The organism is Paenibacillus chondroitinus NBRC 15376, from assembly GCF_004000765.1.
Classification (GTDB): domain Bacteria; phylum Bacillota; class Bacilli; order Paenibacillales; family NBRC-103111; genus Paenibacillus_E; species Paenibacillus_E chondroitinus.
The window spans coordinates 16,362-36,668 of record NZ_BILW01000052.1; the positions used below are offsets into that span (position 1 = coordinate 16,362).

At 45.8% G+C, this 20,307-nt stretch carries 21 protein-coding genes, 1 pseudogene and 1 riboswitch; of the genes and pseudogenes, 14 read left to right on the forward strand and 8 right to left on the reverse strand.

The genetic code is table 11. The annotated features are described in order from the left end of the window. Positions 1-445: 445 nt before the first annotated feature. Positions 446-1,164 (reverse strand): annotated as a pseudogene (locus PCH02S_RS31510) (Rpn family recombination-promoting nuclease/putative transposase). A gap of 615 nt (positions 1,165-1,779) precedes the next feature. On the opposite strand from PCH02S_RS31510, the gene PCH02S_RS31515 reads away from it, so the two are divergent. The 11 genes from PCH02S_RS31515 (at position 1,780) to htpG (ending at position 13,478) form a co-directional block, all read left to right on the forward strand. Beyond that, positions 1,780-3,045 carry a P1 family peptidase gene (locus PCH02S_RS31515; protein ID WP_246069333.1) on the forward strand — a complete coding sequence of 422 codons (1,266 nt, stop codon included), beginning with the start codon at positions 1,780-1,782 and terminating at the stop codon, positions 3,043-3,045. Between the two features lie 452 nt (positions 3,046-3,497). Continuing rightward, positions 3,498-3,971, forward strand: a complete 474-nt coding sequence (locus PCH02S_RS31520; RefSeq protein WP_246069334.1) for a CBO0543 family protein — start codon at positions 3,498-3,500, stop codon at positions 3,969-3,971. A 561-nt stretch (positions 3,972-4,532) separates the two neighbouring features. Beyond that, positions 4,533-5,186, forward strand: a complete 654-nt coding sequence (locus PCH02S_RS31525) for a DUF1796 family putative cysteine peptidase (protein WP_127458064.1) — start codon at positions 4,533-4,535, stop codon at positions 5,184-5,186. 477 nt (positions 5,187-5,663) lie between these two features. Next, on the forward strand, positions 5,664-6,185 hold the full coding sequence (locus PCH02S_RS31530; RefSeq protein ID WP_127458065.1) for a cupin domain-containing protein: 522 nt from the start codon (positions 5,664-5,666) through the stop codon (positions 6,183-6,185). Between the two features lie 114 nt (positions 6,186-6,299). Next, complete coding sequence (locus PCH02S_RS31535; protein WP_174806849.1) at positions 6,300-8,135, forward strand: UbiD family decarboxylase; 1,836 nt, start codon at positions 6,300-6,302, stop codon at positions 8,133-8,135. 78 nt (positions 8,136-8,213) lie between these two features. Then, positions 8,214-8,291 carry a hypothetical protein gene (locus PCH02S_RS37120; protein ID WP_127458084.1) on the forward strand — a complete coding sequence of 26 codons (78 nt, stop codon included), beginning with the start codon at positions 8,214-8,216 and terminating at the stop codon, positions 8,289-8,291. Positions 8,292-8,407: 116 nt separating this feature from the next. After that, positions 8,408-8,632: a hypothetical protein gene (locus PCH02S_RS31545; protein ID WP_127458066.1), complete on the forward strand. Its 225-nt coding sequence runs from the start codon at positions 8,408-8,410 to the stop codon at positions 8,630-8,632. A 115-nt stretch (positions 8,633-8,747) separates the two neighbouring features. After that, positions 8,748-9,407: an NAD-dependent epimerase/dehydratase family protein gene (locus tag PCH02S_RS31550; protein WP_127458067.1), complete on the forward strand. Its 660-nt coding sequence runs from the start codon at positions 8,748-8,750 to the stop codon at positions 9,405-9,407. 351 nt (positions 9,408-9,758) lie between these two features. Continuing rightward, a complete protein-coding gene (locus PCH02S_RS31555) occupies positions 9,759-10,208 on the forward strand; it encodes a MarR family winged helix-turn-helix transcriptional regulator (RefSeq protein ID WP_127458068.1) in 450 nt (149 codons plus the stop codon). Next, on the forward strand, positions 10,205-11,410 hold the full coding sequence (locus PCH02S_RS31560; RefSeq protein ID WP_127458069.1) for an MFS transporter: 1,206 nt from the start codon (positions 10,205-10,207) through the stop codon (positions 11,408-11,410). The genes PCH02S_RS31555 and PCH02S_RS31560 overlap by 4 nt, the downstream gene beginning before the upstream one ends. Positions 11,411-11,600: 190 nt before the next feature. Then, positions 11,601-13,478, forward strand: coding sequence for a molecular chaperone HtpG (gene htpG / locus PCH02S_RS31565; RefSeq protein WP_127458070.1), 1,878 nt, complete (start codon positions 11,601-11,603; stop codon positions 13,476-13,478). Between the two features lie 53 nt (positions 13,479-13,531). Here htpG and PCH02S_RS31570 read toward each other — a convergent pair whose 3' ends face one another. Next, the gene (locus PCH02S_RS31570) at positions 13,532-13,714 is read right to left on the reverse strand and encodes a hypothetical protein (protein WP_127458071.1); all 183 of its coding nucleotides are present in this window, start codon (positions 13,712-13,714) and stop codon (positions 13,532-13,534) included. A gap of 74 nt (positions 13,715-13,788) precedes the next feature. After that, a riboswitch (cyclic di-GMP riboswitch) is annotated at positions 13,789-13,885 on the forward strand. A gap of 49 nt (positions 13,886-13,934) precedes the next feature. Between PCH02S_RS31570 and PCH02S_RS31575 the strand changes: the two genes are divergently transcribed. Both PCH02S_RS31575 and PCH02S_RS31580 read left to right on the forward strand, forming a co-directional pair. Beyond that, complete coding sequence (locus PCH02S_RS31575; RefSeq protein WP_127458072.1) at positions 13,935-14,123, forward strand: hypothetical protein; 189 nt, start codon at positions 13,935-13,937, stop codon at positions 14,121-14,123. Positions 14,124-14,429: 306 nt separating this feature from the next. Beyond that, positions 14,430-14,852 carry a DUF4183 domain-containing protein gene (locus tag PCH02S_RS31580; protein WP_127458073.1) on the forward strand — a complete coding sequence of 141 codons (423 nt, stop codon included), beginning with the start codon at positions 14,430-14,432 and terminating at the stop codon, positions 14,850-14,852. Positions 14,853-14,906: 54 nt separating this feature from the next. Here PCH02S_RS31580 and nrdR read toward each other — a convergent pair whose 3' ends face one another. Next, positions 14,907-15,386 (reverse strand): transcriptional regulator NrdR, encoded by a 480-nt coding sequence (gene nrdR, locus PCH02S_RS31585; protein ID WP_127458074.1) that lies wholly within the window; start codon positions 15,384-15,386, stop codon positions 14,907-14,909. A 110-nt stretch (positions 15,387-15,496) separates the two neighbouring features. Here nrdR and PCH02S_RS31590 point away from each other — a divergent pair, with 110 nt between their 5' ends. Beyond that, complete coding sequence (locus PCH02S_RS31590) at positions 15,497-15,712, forward strand: alpha/beta-type small acid-soluble spore protein (protein ID WP_127458075.1); 216 nt, start codon at positions 15,497-15,499, stop codon at positions 15,710-15,712. Between the two features lie 99 nt (positions 15,713-15,811). On the opposite strand, the gene PCH02S_RS31595 is transcribed toward PCH02S_RS31590, so the two are convergent. From PCH02S_RS31595 to polA, 5 genes are all read right to left on the reverse strand, one after another. Next, on the reverse strand, positions 15,812-16,390 hold the full coding sequence (locus PCH02S_RS31595) for a lytic transglycosylase domain-containing protein (RefSeq protein ID WP_127458076.1): 579 nt from the start codon (positions 16,388-16,390) through the stop codon (positions 15,812-15,814). After that, a complete protein-coding gene (gene coaE / locus PCH02S_RS31600; protein WP_127458077.1) occupies positions 16,387-16,983 on the reverse strand; it encodes a dephospho-CoA kinase in 597 nt (198 codons plus the stop codon). Before coaE ends, PCH02S_RS31595 begins: the two co-directional genes overlap by 4 nt. A 31-nt stretch (positions 16,984-17,014) precedes the next feature. Continuing rightward, a complete protein-coding gene (locus tag PCH02S_RS31605) occupies positions 17,015-17,734 on the reverse strand; it encodes an MntP/YtaF family protein (RefSeq protein WP_127458078.1) in 720 nt (239 codons plus the stop codon). A 105-nt stretch (positions 17,735-17,839) separates the two neighbouring features. Further along, positions 17,840-18,700 (reverse strand): DNA-formamidopyrimidine glycosylase, encoded by an 861-nt coding sequence (mutM, locus tag PCH02S_RS31610; RefSeq protein WP_127458079.1) that lies wholly within the window; start codon positions 18,698-18,700, stop codon positions 17,840-17,842. Positions 18,701-18,734: 34 nt separating this feature from the next. Further along, positions 18,735-20,307: DNA polymerase I (gene polA, locus PCH02S_RS31615; RefSeq protein ID WP_127458080.1), on the reverse strand; the 1,573-nt coding region annotated here is incomplete at its 5' end.

A 20,307-nucleotide genomic window follows, 5' to 3' on the forward strand; every position in this document is an offset into this window, starting at 1 on the left:
GTAGCTTTGCTTCGAGTGTAGGAGCACGGCGTCTGAATCTTCCGCAAGGCCTGGCCTCGTCGAGTTTGCTTCGTCAGCCATTTAAATCGGGATTCATACATCCCCCTAGGCTCCATAGAAAAAGAAGCATCACAACCATTACGGTTGTGGTGCTTCTTTCTTTTGGAGCATTGGGGAGAGAACCCCGATGGTTCGCCCGCGCGGACGGAACGGATGAGTTGACTTCGTAGCTTTGCTTCGAGTGTAGGAGCACGGCGTTTGAATCTTCCACTAGGCTTTGCCTCGTCGAGTTTGCTTCGTCAGCCATTTAAATCGGGATTCATACATCCCCCTAGGCTCCATACAAGTGAAAACCTCGATCCCTCGGGTTTTCTTTTTTCATCAGACAATGCAAAAGCAACAAAGAAAAAGCTGCCAAGGAGAATATCCCGGACAGCAGTAAACGTTAATGAGCTTGAGCAATTTTTTTAAAATCCTCGATTAAAATTCCTGTGAGCTCAGAAACCAGTTTCAAATCCATACCCTTTGAGAGCATTTTAGATGCTACTTCAAGTTTTCCCTTCTTTTCGCCCTCTTCTCTTGCTCCCTCTATAGATGATGCCTCGTCATGCAAAGCTTTTTGTCTCATTTCATAAAGCCGTCGCGCTTCTGTGTATTGACTAAGGAATTCCAAAACAGTCATCGCTTTGCCGAGTTCAGGTTCCTGCATTTTCAGCACCTCCCAATTATCTGTATTGTCACTTTTTAGAAAAAGTAACCAATTTAACAATCCGCCAGACGCGGCGCGATGGAGAAGTTAAGAATATTGCTTGTGACACACTTCATTAAATTCTTATACGGTTGCCCTTCCTCAAGCTGACTAGCGTATTGCTTACTCCAATAATACAACGTCCGCTTCTCGTTGTCATAGCGGTTAAATAGCTGCATTTCGATATTAATTAGCTTGCCCTCTGCGGTTTTAGCTTGAATGTCGAATATGGATTGCTTATCTTGAGGTGAGTCTTTATCGGTGTATGGGTTCATAAGGATAATTTCCGACAACAGCGGTTCTCCAGCTTCTTAAAATGTACAGTTTAAGAATGCTAAAAGAACATCTTTATTTTCTTCGCTACCGAATATCCGTTTAAAAACAAAATCATTCTTTGGGTCAAGCAAATCTTTCATGTTAAATTAACTCCAATTCTTATTTTATTATATCACGTTGCTTCTTTTTGGTTGGATTATTTGTTAGTCATGGCGAGAAGGGTATTAAAAGAACGCGCCCAGAAACTGTCTTGTTATACTCAGGGATCTATTAAAATATATCTTTATAATTCAACGTACTAATATTAGCTTTTTTTTGCAAGACTAGTATTGGTTAAGCCTAATCACATAGTCCAGCCTACGTTGGTTTTTTTCATACAATAATTATCTAAACTTAATCTTGGTTTAATCTTAATTCGTTAATCTAAAGACCACCCCACTGTTAGAGCATAAAGGAAATTGGACTTACAGCCCTAGAAAGCTGTAGGTCTAATTTTCATTTACAAGAAAAAGCCGCTAATTGGAGCGACTTATTTTCTCCACGGTCACAGTCATACCTTCTTCGTGATTCCATTTCCTCGGTAAGTTTTTCATTTCGATCCCGAAGCAATTCTATTGTATTTTTAAATAAACGATCCGATTGAAAAAAAATGGTTTTTATCAGAGCACATTTATCCTCCCAAACATATTATTTATAGGTGAATGTCATCAAATAAGGCTTGAAGCAGTCCCATACTGCATGAAATCGGAGATGAAATGATGGATAGAAAGAAAACAAAATTGACCGCGAAAATCATCCACCAAACGGATACTACGCATGATGAGAAGCACAGGAACGCAGACAATGCTAATAGATCGGCGAAATACTGGGGTTCTCCAGTTCGAATGAGGAATTCAGGGATTTACCGAGGCAAGGGAATAACTAAAAGATACAACAAAGTTTTTTTCAATAGTGATAAAAATCCCGAGCAGACCATATATCGAGACGATCGAAGTATACTTAATCAACCTATTGGGCCGAGTGCCAACAATTTAATTGGTCAGGGAACAAAAGTCCATTCCAAAGGGAGTATTACTGATGTTCCGGGTGTCTTAGTGGGGCATGCAGAGGATAAAAGCGGTCGTACTGGATGTACGGTTATTTTATATCCTGAAGGTGCAGTTCCAGGCGTGGATGTTAGAGGCGGCTTTCCGGGTACGGAGCAGACAGATGCAATTAAACCTGGAACTTCAACGGACCTGATACAGGGAGTTCTTCTTACCGGCGGCAGTAACTTCGGCCTTGCGGCAACAGCAGGGGTCGTGAACTGGCTTGCAGAGCATGGGTATGGTACTCCGACAGGTGTTGGACCACTTCCTACCGTACCTGCGGCTGTTATTTTTGACCTTTATTATGCAAAAGGCTCCAGAAGACCTGACGTTCAGCTGGGCTACAAGGCTGCAAAAGCTGCAAAGGCCGGTACCGTGGCGCAGGGCAGTGTTGGTGCTGGAGCAGGTGCGACAGTAGGGAAAATTTACGGTACGCCAATGAAAGGTGGAGTTGGAACCGCTTCTTGGCAAATCCCGGGCGGGCCTATCGTAGCTGCCATTGTAGTAGTTAATGCTCTTGGAGATATTTGGGATCATGATCATATCATAGCCGGGGCGCTCAAACCTAATGGTAAATTCGTTAACCAAACCAGGGCAATTCTTGAAGGAATACCCCCTATGCCGAGCTCGATACAGAACAGAAGCACCACCATCGCTGTTATCGCAACCACTGCTAAACTAGACAAAGCTGAGGCAGGAAGGGTAGCGACACTTGCCCATGACGGAATGGCGCGAGCGATTTCACCGGTGCATATTCAAGCCGACGGAGATACTGTATTCTGTATAGCTACCGGAACCGATACTAGCGGGCTTATAGGCAATGCTGCTGTGACCGCAGTTGGGACAGCAGCAGCGGTAGTGCTCGAGCAGGCCATCGTTAGGGGAGTCATGGCAGCCCAGGCAGAAATTAAACATCAACAAAATACAAAGTGAATGATGTTTCAGCCTATATGATTTATCCGAAGCCGTATAGTGAAATCAACTTAGCACTGCTATGATTAAAATAAAGGATTAATCGTTCACATACTGCTCGTTCATACAGCAAAGATCTTTATGTTTTAAGATGTTGAGATAATTGGGGATTGTGAAAATGACTACGGTGATAGAGCGCATCGCTGCCAGCGATGTGCTCACGGGTAGCCCATGCGAACGGCATAGATACGTTGCCCTCAACGAATTTGGCTGTACAAAGCCGAGTATCGAATTAACGGAACCATTGACAGCTCGATCCAGAATCACTGAAGTCGTTTTTCAATTGGAGCAAATGCCCTTACAATGATCCGGAGTCTTAGTAAAAAAATGAATTGGAGCAGCTTGCTCTTAACGATTAAAGCTCCTCTTTTCGGATCATAATGGATGTATTACAAACATGGATGGTCAAACTCATGGATACGATACTCCTTTGGTCCGCTTGGATCGTTACTGCGATTCTTCTGTTAATTTTTATCAACCGAAAAAACCTGCTACAAGCCATTCTAAGCTTTTTATTTATGCAAGTACCTTCCTGGTTGTTCGGAGCTTTAGTTGTCCAAGGCGGATTAATCGAGTATCCTGTCGGCATTCTGCAAATGGCTTATAGAGCGAGTTTTACTTTTGAGTTTTTCATCCTGCCAGCTGTGAGTGCCATTTTTAACGTCTATTTCCCTAAGCAAAAATCATGGCTTGTTAAAACAATTTATACCCTTAGTTTTCCCACGGTAATTACAATAGCTGAAGTCATTTTAGAAACTCATACCGAATTAATCAAATACATACATTGGACTTGGTATTTGAGCTACCTCACATTAACGATTACTTTATTAATTTCATACTGGTTTTACCTCTGGTTTTTTAAAAAAATCAAAGAAAAATACCAGTAACTAAAACGAAAGAACACCACATCCCCCGATAGAAAATGCGGCCTCTCTCTCATCATTTTCGACAACGGCGAATGAAAATCCAGCCTCTCCATGGAGCCATGGCATTCTTGGCGCATGTCGACTATAACGATGGGTCAGTCGCCAATTTAGTGCACCCGATATCGGGTGCACTTTCGCAATTAATTCGTCACATGCGATTCACAGCAATGCGATCCATTCATTCATAACGGACACCAGAGCCGCTAATAGACCTATAAAAGACCTAATTGGCACGCTCTGCCGATACCCGTACATCCTACGCCCAACTAAATCAACTGAAACTACGCTAATGTATTCGTAGTAACCAGAACGGTTGCCTCAACCGGCCGAGGACTCCACTTCAATTGGCTTTTCGCATTTCTTAGACGTGTAGCGAAATTTCCGCCCTAATATCAGCACTAATGCCCGCAAGGATAATATGGGATAATTTGTAAAAATAGTGACACTCACACTGGTTCATCTATCCAACCTTTTCCAACTAGATTTGAATCTAATATATAGTGGAAAGGTGGAGGATATAGGATGAACTTACAAGAGCTCAGCCGAACAACGTATGATTTGGTTGCAAGCTTGGGTCAAAACTGTGACCCGGCAGGTCACCTTAGAAGACACAAATTAAGGAAATTTTCGATGCCTTTGGATTGGGTTATTTCTACATCGCTTACAGATGTAAATAGGTTATTATTTAATAAATTCGAAGGATTTATGGACCTCTCCAGCTTGCGAGTCATAGAGGGCAGTTCACAGTATGTCGATGAATTTGCAGCCGTTGTTCAGAAAGCCCCCTCCTACTTCATCCAAGACACGCACTATAATGTGACCTCCGTTCATGACTTTCCAATTATTCCAAATGAAAGCTGGTACTACACTTATCATGTATATAAAGCGAAATTGAATTTGCGCATTCGACGGTTTTTAGAAGAAACAGCAGAATCCAACTCCTCACTTTTTGTTAGACTCCTTGCCACCTATGACCAAACGGCCGAATTGCAATCTGTTTTGCGCAAAATTATCAATGGTGATTTCAAAATACTTATCGTTAATCCTATTGCGAATTTAGAGCGAGTTATTGAGTTGGATTGGGGATTGGATCATGTCTGTGTGGTCCAAATTCCAAGTACAAACAACTTGAAGGAATGGGATTATATTTTAAATGGACTAAAAATAAGACTGTAAGCTGGCATCCTTGCTAACCCGCGTCCCTTTTGGAGCGCGGTTTTTTTGATTACTCTGCATGACCGCCTTGCGCCACGCCACGCCCCCTCGCTCCCATGCCTATGTTGTACTCCGTACAACATAAAACAGCTTTACGCCCCACTACCTCGCTCTTCATTGCGCTATCTACAATGAATTCAATCAAAATAGCATGAAAACCGCGCTATTCAGCCTTACACGATGTACTTCGTACAACGTAGATGGCGGCAGCGGCCGATCCGGGGCATTAATATTGCATAAAATGCAACATAGAGATAGCAGCGGCCATTGCTCCCGTCTGACATCGTATGAAATCTAATGCTATACATCCACAGCACATCTGTGCCGTACAAATCGCCATCTGAATCTCTCTATCTACCAAGCTATGATTGATCTCACGGACCTGCTAGATTATAATACAAGTTTGGAATGCTACACTAAACTAAAGGAACTGATGACATGCTTACAAATAGCCCTGAATATTGGATTTCTAAACTGGAACTCGAAGCTCATCCCGAGGGCGGTTATTATAAACGTACTTTTCAAGCCCAGGAAAAAATTACGGATCAAGAGTTGTCCGTCGAATTCAACGGCTCACGACTGCTTTATACGAGCATCTACTTTCTCCTGCAATCGCACGATGTCTCGCATTTCCATCGCTTGAAGTCGGATGAGTTATGGTATTTTCACGCCGGAAGCCCGCTTACGATTCATGTCATTCACGAGGATGGCACGTATGAGGAAGTTAAGCTAGGCCTTCATTTAGATAATGGCGAAACCCCACAATATCTGGTGCCAAAAAACTGTATTTTCGGATCTTCGGTCATGGAAAAAAATACGTTTTCACTTGTCGGATGCATGGTAGCGCCTGGATTTGATTTTCAGGATTTTGAACTATTTTCCCAGGAAGAGCTGCTTAAGCTGTACCCGCAACACAAGGATGTTATCAAAAAGTTAGCCTATGAACTGCTTCCTGTTTAAAGGGAGGCGTAATCAACACGTCGATTTGACGTGTTTTTTATTTTTGGCGATATTTGTTGTAAAATGACAGTATCAAATAAGACCTTTGGGGAAGCTATCCGATTGGAGAAAAACATGATCTATCAAAATTTAGAAGAGTGCCTCATGGATTTAGAGAAAAACGGACATTTGGTTCGCATTCATGAAGAAGTCGATCCTGAGCTTGAGATGGCTGCCATTCATATGAAAGTTCATGCTGCCGGGGGTCCGGCCTTGTTATTCGAGAATGTAAAAGGATCGAAGTTTCGCGCGGTATCCAACCTTTTTGGCACGGTTGAGCGCAGCAAATATATTTTTCGTCATACGTGGGAAGGCGTACAGCAGGTCATTTCTTTGCGAAGCGATCCTATGAAGGCCATGAAAAGCCCTTTGAAACATTTCGGAACAGGGCTCGCTGCATGGAAAGCACTGCCGCTCCAAGTATCCGGCGGACTGCCAGCTTCTTTCGAAGAGGTCAGCATCGCTGATCTCCCTCTCATTCGACACTGGCCAGAGGATGGCGGTGCCTTCGTCACGTTGCCTCAGGTCTATTCGGAAGATCCGGAGAAACCGGGCATTATGAATTCCAATCTGGGGATGTATCGGATTCAATTGAGCGGAAACGAGTACGAATTGAATAAGGAGATTGGTTTGCATTATCAAATTCATCGCGGCATCGGCGTGCACCAGGATAAAGCAACCAAAAAGGGGCTTCCTCTGAAAGTAAGCATTTTTATCGGAGGGCCGCCGGCCCATACGTTGTCAGCCGTGATGCCTTTGCCGGAAGGCATGAGTGAGATCACTTTTGCCGGCTTGCTTTCGGGGCGCCGCTTCCGCTACAGCTATATCGATGGATATTGCATTAGCCATGATGCTGATTTTGTTATCACAGGCGAAATATATCCGGGTGAAACGAAGCCGGAGGGCCCTTTTGGCGATCATTTGGGCTATTACAGCCTCACGCATCCTTTTCCACTCATGAGAGTGCACAAAGTATATGCCAAGAAAAATGCTGTCTTTCCATTCACCGTCGTTGGCAGGCCGCCTCAAGAGGATACGGCGTTCGGCGCTTTGATTCATGAACTAACCGGGGATGCGATCAAGCAAGAAATTCCTGGTGTCAAAGAAGTCCATGCCGTCGATGCAGCGGGCGTTCATCCCTTGCTCTTTGCAATCGGAAGTGAACGGTACACCCCTTATCAACAAGTCAAACAACCGGCGGAGCTGCTCACAATTGCCAATCGCATTCTAGGAACGGGGCAAGTCAGCTTGGCCAAATATTTGTTCATTACGGCGGAAGAGAACCAGCCTCTGGATTCGCATGATGTCGAGCATTTTTTAACGTACATTTTAGCTAGAATGGATCTTCATCGCGACCTTCATTTTCATACCAATACGACCATCGATACGCTCGATTACTCGGGTACTGGGCTCAATAGCGGAAGTAAGGTTGTTTTTGCGGCCGTTGGGGATGTAAAAAGAGAATTGTGCACCCAAGTGCCTGAGGTTTTCAATGACATCAAGGGAATTGAGCATGCTCATCTGGTCATGCCGGGAATCGTCGCCATTCAAGTTTCTGAATTTAAAAGTTATGACGATACGCAAAAGGAAATGAGCGAATTATGCGAGGCCATCGCGGCAAAAGGCCCGCTCCCGACTTGTCCGCTCCTCATCGTCTGCGATGACAGCCAATTTATAAGCGAGTCCATAGACAATTTCGTTTGGGGCACTTTTACGCGCAGCAACCCGTCCCATGATATTCATGGCGTGAACAGTTATTATGAGAATAAACATTGGGCTTGCGATAATATCGTCATTGATGCCCGAATCAAACCGCACCAAGCGCCTCCTTTAATACCGGACCCAACCGTAGAGACGAACATTCAGCGATTTTTCGCCGATGGCGCCAGTTTAAGCAGATTACACAAGTAAGATCGCCGCAGCATTAAGCAGCATCACGACCAATCAGGTTGTGGTGCTGTTTCCATTTGAAATTACAGGCGCTATTCCTTGGAACAAATAGCCAAGGCGCACCAATACATGGATACCGGGCATAAAAAAGGCAATGTTGTCATTACGGTGAGATAAAACGAATGGAATCCTGAATTAACCATAAAGAAATACAATGAAAACTTAAAAATATCCCTGTTCTCCCTTCAATAAATATGGTAGATTGATTGTATCATCCGTTGGAGGTACTCACTTTGAAAGCAGTCACCGAGAAGCTCATCAAGCAGCATCAACACTATTTGTCTGATAACCCCAGTGAGCTTAAAGATTATGGTTCAATCTATGATCATATGCTTTATTACTTCACAAGCGTGCTAGGAATTGATGAGCAGCAAGCTTTGTATACCATACAAGATTTTAAATCGGATCTTTCCTGTGACGTACTTAAAAATATCGTGCAATCCAAGGTGAATTTGTAAACTCGGGTTCACATATTTCCGCGGCACGAAAAAGTTTCAGCTACGAAATTCCTTCCCTTGAGGTTATGCCTCGAGGGATTTTTTTAATGAAAATAGTTAGAAAGGTGTGAACTTATTGAACGTTCTTCTATTCGGAGCCACCGGCATGGTAGGGCAATCTGTGCTGCGTGAATGTCTCCTCGATCCTCGGATCAAGAAAGTAGTAACAATCGGGCGAAATGCGACTGGCCAGCAGCACCCGAAACTCAGCGAGCTCGTGCATGCGAATTTACTGGATTTATCAGCCTTGGAGGGAGAGCTGTCCGGGTTTGATGCTTGCTTCTTCTGCCTGGGCGTTTCTTCTGCGGGTATGAGCGAGGAGAAATATACAGCGATAACGTACGATTTAACAATGAGCGTGGCAAAAACGTTAGTGAGGTTGAACCCCGCCATGACGTTCACCTATGTGACCGGAGCCGGCACGGATAGCTCTGAGCGAGGGCGCAGCATGTGGGCCCGGGTCAAAGGCAAAACAGAAAATGACCTGCTCAAGCTGCCTTTTAAAGCGGCGTATATGTTCAGACCTGGAGGCATTCTGCCCCTGCATGGCGTCAGATCCAAAACGAAGCTGTATCAGGCCGTATATACGGTCATGAAACCTTTTTACCCGCTGCTGGAAAAATGGTTCCCGAATTCGGTCACGACCTCGGAAAAGGTTGGCCGCGCCATGATAGAAGCCGCTATTAACGGTTATCCCAAGCCGATCATTGAGAGCAGTGATTTGAATCGTTTCTAACTCATAACGCAAGAAAAAGGACTCCTCGCGGAGTCCTTTTCGACGGTGACAAATTGATGGTACTTTTGCCTTGAAACCTACTTCGCTCGGTAACTACCTCATCACATTCCTGCAGTTTTTAGCTACATTAATGGCCTGCGGCACATCTCCTCGCTTTACGGTAGATTCAACAACAACTTCCCTGGTATTTCGTCTACATTGTATGCGACACAACACCTCTCTGAATCACCGTCGAAAATTAGTATGTCCGATCTCCGCTATCTTATACAACGCATCTCAAAATGATTGACGAATATATATGCTAAGAATATAATTGCTATAGCAACTAATTTTCGAGAGGAGGTTTGTGTTATGCAGATGGATCATTCTCTGGGGTTTATTCTGAATCATGCCGGGCGCCGCATGACACAGCTTTTGGGCTCTCAATTTCAGCCCTACGATATGACGACGGAACAGTGGGTCGTGCTTCATCGTCTGGCGTGCGAGGACGGGATTACCCAGAAACTGCTCGCTATTCGAGCGGAGAAGGATCAAACGAATATTACCCGAATCCTCGACCAATTGGAGCGCAAAGGAATGGTTGAACGCCGCGCTAATGAAGCGGATCGCCGTTCCTTTCTGACGTTCATTACCGATCAGGGCAGAGCGATGAATGACATTCTCAACCCGATTGAGCAGAAGGTCATCGCTTCACTGCTTAGCGGCTTTACGGAGGAACAGGCTTCCCTGCTCAAGTCGCTGCTCATTCAAATCACCCAAGAAGCCAATGCACGCATTAAGGAAGTGGAGGAATCACAGTGAGTACCGAGACCGATCAGAAATTGTGGAATCGCGATTTTGTTGCTGTATGTCTCAGCAGCTTTTTTTTATTCATGACGTTTTATATTCTAGCCGTAACATTGCCTATCTTTGTCACTGATACATTGCATGCCGGGCAGCAGCAAATTGGCCTGGTGATGACAATCTTTATTATCTCAACCGTTATTTTACGTCCGTTAACCGGCAAGTGGATGGATGAATGGAATCGGAAGAAAATCATCACCTTCGCCCTTGCCTTGTTTATGATCTGCACCGCGATGTATCCTTTTATCCACCAGTACGGTGTCTTGCTAGGCGTACGGTTCCTGCATGGCATCGGCTTTGGTATGGCTACCACAGCCGCGGGCGCTGTAGCCATTGATCTTGTGCCTGATCGCCGCAAGGGTGAAGGCATCGGCTATTTCAGCCTGTTCATGAGCTTGGCCATGGTTGTCGGACCGTTTCTCGGTTTAACCATTATGCAATCTAACAATAATGCGCTGTTATTTGGCGTCTGTATCGTGTTCGCCGTTCTATCCCTTCTATTCGGGTTATCCCTCCGCATTCCGCAGCGCGTTGTGCAGGCATCCGTGAAACCGGAAAAGGGCTGGAGAAAATTCATCGAGCCGCGGGCGATCCCGATTTCCCTGACAGGCAGCGTGCTCGCTTTCTCCTATGGGGCCATCACAACGTTTCTGTCCGTTTACGCCAAAGCGAACGGATTGGAGAAATACGCCAGCTACTTCTTCATGGTCTTCGCTTTGATGATTGTCATTTCCAGACCGTTTACCGGCAAATGGTTCGATCGTTCAGGACCTAACGGCTTGGTTTACCCAGGCGTTGTTTTGTTCACGTTGGGGATGATTGGCCTCAGCCTGACATCGTCCCCCGTGCCCTTTTTAGTGGCCGGCGGACTGCTGGGACTTGGGTTCGGCGCCATGCTTCCGAGCTTTCAGACCATCGCGATTCAGGCGGCGCCCGCTCACCGTAGAGGACTTGCCACCGGCACGTATTTCTTGCTCTTCGATACCGGCTATGGGATCGGTTCGTACGTGCTTGGCCTCGTCGCCTCCAAAACCGACTATCATACGATGTACTTCGTGGCAGGCATCGTTGTTGCATGTTCGTCACTGTTGTATTACGGCCTGCATCACCGGAAATCGAGTGTCGCCCTGAAGTCCGGTACAGCGGCTTCTATGAAATAAACAAACGCCGTTTCTCACTAACACTTTTGAGTGGTAGAGAGGGACGGCGTTTTTATCATTTTCACAGGAATTTAACTGGGAATAGCAATTGACATTGAATTAACGGAATGATATAAAAATAATGTGTAGCACTCAAGCAGAGAGAGTGCTAATATTGAACTATTGGTACATATCGAAAGGAGATTTATCCGTGGAAAAGAAACAGTTTCAGGCTGAGTCCAAAAGACTATTAGAAATGATGATTAACTCCATTTACACGCAAAGAGAAATCTTCTTAAGAGAGCTCATCTCCAATTCCAGCGATGCCATTGATAAAATTTACTACAAAGCACTTACAGACGACTCATTGGTATTTGACAAAGACAGTTACTTTATTAAAGTCATTGCAGACAAAACGAACAGAACGTTAACAATCCGCGATACCGGTATCGGGATGACGAAAGAAGATTTGGAGAACAATTTAGGGATCATTGCGAAAAGCGGTTCTCTTGCGTTCAAAAAAGAAAACGAAGCCAAAGACGGCCACAATATCATCGGCCAATTCGGCGTAGGCTTCTACTCCGCGTTCATGGTAGCGGATGTTGTTACGGTGACAAGTAAAGCGCTTGGCAGCGACACAGCTTACAAATGGGAGTCCACTGGCGCTGATGGGTATACGATCGAAACAGCCGAGAAAGATTCCGTTGGTACAGAAATCGTACTGCAAATCAAAGCGAATACCGAAGATGACAACTATGACGAATATTTGGACGAGTACCGCCTGAAAGCGATCATCAAAAAATATTCCGACTTCATTCGTTATCCGATCAAAATGGACGTTGCCGGCAAAAGACCCAAAGAAGGCACGGAAAATGAATTCGAAGATTATCAAGAAGAGCAGCAGCTTAACAGCATGGTGCCTATCTGGAGAAAAAATAAAAGCGAACTAACGCCTGAGGATTATGAGAAGTTCTATCATGAGAAGCATTACGGCTTCGATAAGCCGCTTAAGCATATTCATGTTAGCGCGGACGGGGCAGTTGTTTACCAAGCGATCCTTTTTGTTCCGGAAAGCATGCCTTTCGACTACTATTCCAAGGAATATGAAAAAGGTTTGGAGCTATACGCCAACGGCGTTTTGATCATGAATAAATGTGCGGACCTGCTGCCTGACTATTTCAGCTTCGTGAAAGGGATGGTCGATTCCGAAAGCTTGTCTCTGAACATTTCCAGAGAGATGCTGCAGCATGATCGTCAATTAAAGCTGATTGCCAAAAACATTCAGAGCAAAATAAAAGGCCAACTTCAATCCATGCTGAAGGATGAGAGAGAGAAATACGAAACCTTCTACAAAGCGTTTGGCCGTCAGCTCAAATTCGGCGTCTACAGCGATTACGGCACCCATAAAGACGTTCTGCAGGACCTGTTGATGTTCCACTCCTCCAAGGAGAAAAAGCTCGTTACACTTGACGAGTACATCGCGAGAATGCCGGAAGATCAGAAGTACATCTACTATGCATCCGGGGAGTCCATGGAGCGCATCGATAAGCTTCCACAAACGGAGCTTGTTACGGATAAAGGCTATGAAATCTTGTATTTCACCGACGATATCGACGAGTTCGCTATCAAAATGATCATGACTTACAAGGAAAAAGAATTCAAATCGGTTTCCAGTGGCGATCTAGGCATTGAAGCGGATGATAAATCCGAAACTGAAGCGGAAACCAACGATAACAAAGAGCTTTTCGAATACATGACCAGCTTATTGTCCGGTAAAGTTACGAACGTCAAGGCATCCAAGCGACTTAAAAAGCATCCGGTTTGCCTGTCTACAGACGGTGACGTGACCATCGAGATGGAAAAAATCTTGAATGCGATGCCGAATAATCCGAATGTGAAAGCCGAAAAAGTGCTTGAAATCAACATGAACCATGAAGTATTCGGCTCGTTGAAGGATGCTTTCGAAAAAGATAAAGAGAAGCTGAACCTTTACACAGCCCTCTTGTACAACCAGGCTCTCCTCATCGAAGGCTTGCCGCTTCAAGATCCGGTCGAGTTCACGAATGATATCTGTAAAATCATGGTGTAAATCCATAATCAAGAGCACTGCCGCCGCTATGGCTGCAGTGCTCTTTCTTGTCATCAGGAATGCTCATCAATCCTAATCATCGGCTGCGCGGCTCTATCCTCACTCCGATTATTTACCTCCATATTCGAATATACATAAGCCAATAATCGATCTTGATCAATTCCTAACGAATTGGCTACCTTCATAATATCTAATTCATAAGAAAAGCCTGGAATTTGATTGGATTTGACGGACATATGCTTCAACCATCCTTCGAATAGATGTAATAATTGGAAATAATGTGATATAGTTTTCTTACAAGCATTAATCGGCACGACAAAGGCAAAACCACTGAAAAGTGGTGACGCAAAGCTATAGGGACTAATTTGGCTTGATTTACATGTCCAAAATGTCAGCCAGCTGCCAAGACCGCCTCCGTCCGATTAATGTAGAAATGACTAGGAGGAGCTGATAAGGATGGAGAAGATTGTGTTGAATGGGAACATGAGCTTGGATGTGGAAAACTTGATTGCTAACCTGCATCTACCGGAGAGTGATATTTTGAACATGTTCTCCTTTAAGTTTAATAACAACCTGCTTACCCCCGAGGAATCAATTCGGTTTATTCAATTTCTTAGGAGTGAACTGGACAAACGTACCCAATAACAGAATTATGCACGAACGCCCACAAAAATGCAGTCGGTTGGTGTCTATAGAATTATTTTTTTTAAAATCGAAGGAAATCGCGTCATGATAGCTTTTTAAGAATAAACATAGCAAAAAGACAACGGGAATCCCGCTGTCTTTTTCTTATTTTTTGTCAGATTTAAGGTTTAAAGTTTAGTGAATTGAAACATTTTTTATACATGCTCATTCAATATGCTAGTATCCAAGAATTTGCAAATAATCGACATATACTATACTAGATTACTAGATTAATCCTTGAACTGAGGATAGAAAGGGAGAATGACGATGAGTTCAGGCTTGATTACCCTGCATTTGACTGCAATCAGCACGGTTTCGGGGACCATTACTACAACGACCACCACGACCATTACGCCGCTGGTCAAACGCTTCACAGCCACTGTCGTCATAGGCAACATTCTCTCTGGTGTAACCACCATTCCCTCCACCAGCTTCAAGGATGATTCCGGCGCGAATTTGCCCGCTAATGGTCTTACCGTTCCAGGCAGTAATGGATACTACAATGTATTCGTGAATGGCACTCTCATCGCAGGAGGTCTCACAACGCTAACAACGGCCAGTCTGGCTATTAACAACGCCCTTACGATTGGAGTTACAGTCGTCTTAGAGACGCTCTCCTTTACGGCTACCTCGTCTTCTACTTCAACAACAAATAATTTAGTAGTCACTACTGTTATTCAATCTATTTAACAAATAAAAGCCGATCTGAAGACGTTCAATCGAACGAATCAGAACCGGCTTTCTTTATTTGTCCCGGAGTAGGCCGGGATCATGCTTTCCCAATATTTGCGTTAACTCTTTGAGGAACATGTTAATGTCCTTGAATTGCCGGTAAACGGAGGCGAAGCGAATGTAAGCCACTTCATCGACTGGGTACAATTGCTCCATGACGATTTCGCCAATGCCTAAACTGTCTACTTCCGCATGAGCCGTCGTGCGAAGCTGCATCTCAACTTCGGATACGAGCATCTCGAGTCTCTCCATGGACACCGGACGCTTCTCACAAGCGCGTATTAAGCCTCTTAAAATTTTCTCACGACTAAATTCTTCCCTGCTGCCATCTTTTTTAATCACAATAAGCGGAGTTTCTTCCACCATCTCAAAGGTGGTGAATCTTCGGGCGCATTTCTCACATTCCCGGCGACGGCGGATCGATTTGTTCTCATTAGCTGAACGTGAGTCAAGCACTTTCGTACCGGAATAATCACAGAACGGACACTTCATTCGCTATCTCTCCTTTCTCTTCTATCTGATGGATTACCATATGTTACATGTCATGAACAATGAAGAAGTGCGCACAATACTAGTACCAACCGACAAGGAGGTGAACAGACATGAGCGCAGGAAACAGCAACACACTAGTTGTTCCTCAAGCTAACGCAGCGTTGGATCAGTTGAAATACGAAGTAGCCCAAGAACTTGGTATCTCTATCCCACAAGATGGATACTACGGTAACATGGCTACTCGTGACACTGGTGCCATCGGTGGTCACATTACTCGTCGCCTGGTGCAAATCGCAGAACAATCTTTGGCTGGTCAATTCAAGTAATCTTGAGTAGAAGTAGCCGCTGAATCTGCAAACGGGAAGCATTGGACTTTAAGCCCCCACAAAGGAGCTAGTCCAATGCTTCTTTGTTATGTAAAGTCATCATTGCTCATTCTTCCATTGTTCGGAGTAAAGCTTGGTGTATTTCTCATAATAATAAATAACTCGCTGAACATAATGACGCGTTTCGCCGAATGGAATTTGGTCAATGCGTTCTTGTGAACCGTCCCATACGTTCGTTTGCTTCCATTTATTCACATTCCCTTGTCCGGCATTATAAGCTGCAATCGCATAAATTAAATTTCCATTGTAATGCTTGTTCAGCCAGCTTAAATACCAAGAACCGAGATTAATGTTCACATCCGCTTTTAACAAATCTTCCTGGGTGTGTGGTCCTAAATTGGTGGACTCCACAATCCAATCTGCCGTGTCTGGCATCAACTGCATAAGTCCCAAAGCACCTTTTCTTGATTCCAAATGATGCTTATAGTTCGTCTCCACCCTGATGATGGCCGCAATCAGAAAAGGGTCTATATTGTGCTTCGCCGCACTTTGCTTGATTTCCTGCTCAAAATAAATGGGATACAACTTTCTTCCTATAAAATCGCTGTTCATAAAGAGGACTAGAACGAAACAAACGAGTAAAAGGGCAAACACTCGTTTTTTGCGCAAAAACTTCATGAAAGCCCCTTCCCTAGCCAAAACCGTTCGACCTCAGCAAAAGTGTCTTCCCAGGTTCCGCTGTTGTCGATCACGATATCCGCTAATTTGCGTTTTTCTTCTATCGACATTTGCGCGTTGATTCGGTTGTTGGCCGCGCTTTCCGTTAAGTTGTCTCTTCGCATTAAACGTTCCACCTGAATGTGAGGAGGCACATACACAACCAGAACCTCTTCAAACATAAAAGATAGATCCGATTCAAACAATAAAGGAATATCGACGACAACCAGTTTGTCAGGAAATTGCTTCTCATACGCTTCCATCTGTTCTCTGATCATCTTGCGGATAGGCGGATGCAAGATGTGTTCTAGTTGTTTACGGGCATCCGTATTTCCAAAAACGATCTCACCCAGCTTTTTACGGTGCAGTGAGCCGTCTTCCTGAATGACCGCTTGTCCAAAATGCGCAGCAACCTGTTCGAGAACAGGGCTGCCGGGCTGGACAACATCGCGCGCGATTTGATCTGCATCTACTAATAGAGCGCCGCGGCTAACCAGCATGGCGCTAACTGTGCTTTTGCCGCAAGCGATTCCTCCTGTTAACCCGATATTCATAGGCAAATCTCTCCTAAATGTATTCCTGTTACTACAGCATTTTCAATAAACCCATAAGAATAAGTACACATCCCGGAAGAATCGATAACTTCTTCATCCATGTCATTTCCGCATAACGAAAGCCAATGCGCAAACCTAGTGCAATAAACGAACCGCTCGAAATAGAAATCACGGATGCCGTTAACAAAGGAACAAAACCAATTAATGCAGCGCCAATCCCCGCTCCAAATGCGTCCAATGAAAGGGCTAGCCCTAGCAAAGTAGCCTCGGAAGCTGAAATATTCCCCGATTTATCCACATCAGCGATGGAGGGTGTACGCAAAATTTGAATAACCAAACCAAAACGCTTGAGTTCAATATTCAGGATTTCCTTGGTCCTTTGCAGCGTATCGAGTGTGGCAGGCTCATTGCCGGAAGGTGGAATACTGCTCAGAGAGATCTGGTCGTCAGAGGACTTGGCTGTCTCTTGGAGATCCTGCGATTTCTGTTGTCTCTGTTGGTAAAGCGCCCAAATACCAATCCCGATCAGAATGAGTGCACCGATCCGTTTGGCAAACTCGGGAGACATAAAAGAAGACATCAGGACACCAATTTGCATCGAACTATAAATAATGATACCAGACCAAAGGGATATAATACCAATAGACAGAAATGGGATTCGAATTTTGCGTAATCCATACATGACGCCAACGCCGAAACCGTCCAATGAAACTGCGAAAGCCAGAACCAGCAAAGAAAGCACCGGAAGCATAATACCCCTCCTAAGAGTTTTACCACTGACGACAATAAGCTGGATAGCAGCACATCATCTGGGCTAAGTACTCCATATCATATGGGAAGGGCGCGCTTCACGTGCCTATTTCTCAGACTTCTTTATGATTCTCTTTCGTTTTAACGGTTGACAGGTTGGACAAATGTGCGTTCCGCGACCGCCCACCACAGTTTTGTAGATCTCACTGCCGCATGTTTTGCAGCTTTGCGACTGTCTGCCATAAATGTTCAGCTGATGCTGGAATAAGCCGATTTCACCTTGGCCGTTGACATACGATTTGATGGAAGATCCCCCCACCTCAACGGAATCGCTCAACGTACGAATAATCGCCTCATGCAGCAGCACAAGCTCCTTCTTGCTGAGCGACGATGCCTCCCGTTCCGGATGGATACCGGCAAGGAAAAGGGACTCGTCTACATAAATATTACCGATGCCGACAATATATTCTTGATTCAGGAGCAGTGGCTTAATCTTCGTCTTTTTGTGGGCGATCCGGTCCCGGAAAGCTTCCAATGTGAAGGCCTCATCCAGCGGCTCCAAACCAAGTTTATGCAGCGGCGGCTGTGTAAGCTCTTCCCCTCTCGGGAACAAATGCATCGTGCCAAATTGTCTTACGTCCTTGTACCGCAGCTCGCTGCCGTCGGTGAATCGAAATAGCACATGCGTATGAGACTCAAGAGGATCTTCCGTGCTGTACAGGCCATAGCGGCCTTCCATCCGCAAATGAGAGACCATAACGTAATCCGTTAAAACAAATCGTAAAAACTTGCCTCTGCGCTCAATCGTTTCGATCTGCTGCCCTTGCAGCAGCACTTCAAACATCTGAATATCATCAGGTTTCTGTATAATGCGGGGCAGTCTGACCTGAACCTGCTCGATCGTTTTACCGGTGATCAGATTGTTCAGTGTACGCTTGACCGTCTCGACTTCGGGTAGTTCAGGCACGGATGTTCACCTCTTTTGAATTTGTTCAGCTTCCTTACTTGGCGTCATACCAAGTAAGGCCATAATCGACGTCCGCGCTCAGCGGCACGTCCAGTTTCAATGCCCCTGCCATAACTTCCGGCACCAGGCGGCGCATCGTCTCGAGTTCCTCTTCCGGGACCTCGAAGACGAGCTCATCGTGTACTTGAAGCAGCATGCGGCTCTTCAAGCCCTCTTTCTTCAAGCGGGCATCCATCTGCACCATAGCAAGCTTAATGATGTCTGCCGCCGTACCCTGAATCGGCGTGTTCATTGCCGTACGCTCCGCAAAGGAGCGTAGGTTGAAGTTCGAATGCGTAATCTCCGGCAAATACCGGCGGCGCTGCAGCAGCGTCGTCACGTAGCCGTCTCTGCGCGCATCCTTCACGATATCGTCCATATATTTGCGTACGCCTTGGAAGACAGCAAAATATTGTTCAATGAACTGCGCTGCATCCCGGCGAGTAATGTCCAAGTTCTGAGACAAGCCGTAATCGCTGATCCCGTAAACGATCCCGAAGTTAACGGCTTTGGCCTGACGGCGCATATTCGCATCGACGGCGCTTTCTTCCACCCCGAAAACGTCCATCGCCGTCTTCGTGTGGATGTCCATATTCTGAAGGAAAGCTTCCTTCAGCTTCTCATCCTGCGAGATGTGCGCCAGCACGCGCAGCTCGATCTGCGAGTAATCCGCAGCGAGAATGTACCATCCGGGCTCGGATGGCACGAACACTTTGCGGATCTTCCGGCCCTCCTCCAGACGAATCGGAATGTTCTGGAGGTTCGGGAACTGGCTGCTGAGCCGTCCTGTGGCGGCAATGGTCTGCCGGTAATAGGTGTGCACCTTGCCGGTCTCCGGCCGCACCTCTTTCAGCAGCCCTTCGACGTACGTCGATTGCAGCTTCGCCAGCTGACGGTAGTTCAAAATCTGCCCGACCACTTCGTTGTAGGGCGCGAGGCGCTCCAGCACCTCGGCATCGGTCGAGTAGCCGGTTTTGGTCTTCTTCCAAGCTGGCAGCCCCAGCTTCTCGAACAGAATCTCGCCAAGCTGCTTCGGCGAGTTGATGTTGAACTCGACGCCGGCGAGCTTGTAAATACTGGACATAATCGTGTCCAGCTTATTGACGAGCTCCACGCCGAGCGCTTTAAGCCCTTCGGCATCTACCGCGATGCCGCGCAGCTCCATCTCCGCCAGCACGCTGGCCAGCGGCTGCTCCAGTTCATAGAAGAGCTGATGCATCTCGCCCTTCTCCAGCTCTTCCGCGAGCACCGGCACCAGGCGCGCGGTTGCCATTGCTTTGCGTCCCAGGTGGTCGCTAAGCGCCGTTAGCTCCGGCAGGCGGAATTTCGCTCCTTTGCCGAACACGTCTTCGTCTGCCTTCAGACCCGGCAGGCTGTATTTCGCCGATAAGCCGCTCAACGTCAGATTCGACTCCGTTGGGTCGAGCAGATAAGCCGCGAGGAGGACGTCGAAATCCACGCCTTTGAGCGCGATGCCCTGCCAAGCCAAAGCGAGAATCGAGCGATGCAGATCGAAGAGCTGCTTCTTCTTCGAATCATCCGCCAGCCATGCCCGCAGCGGCTCGCCA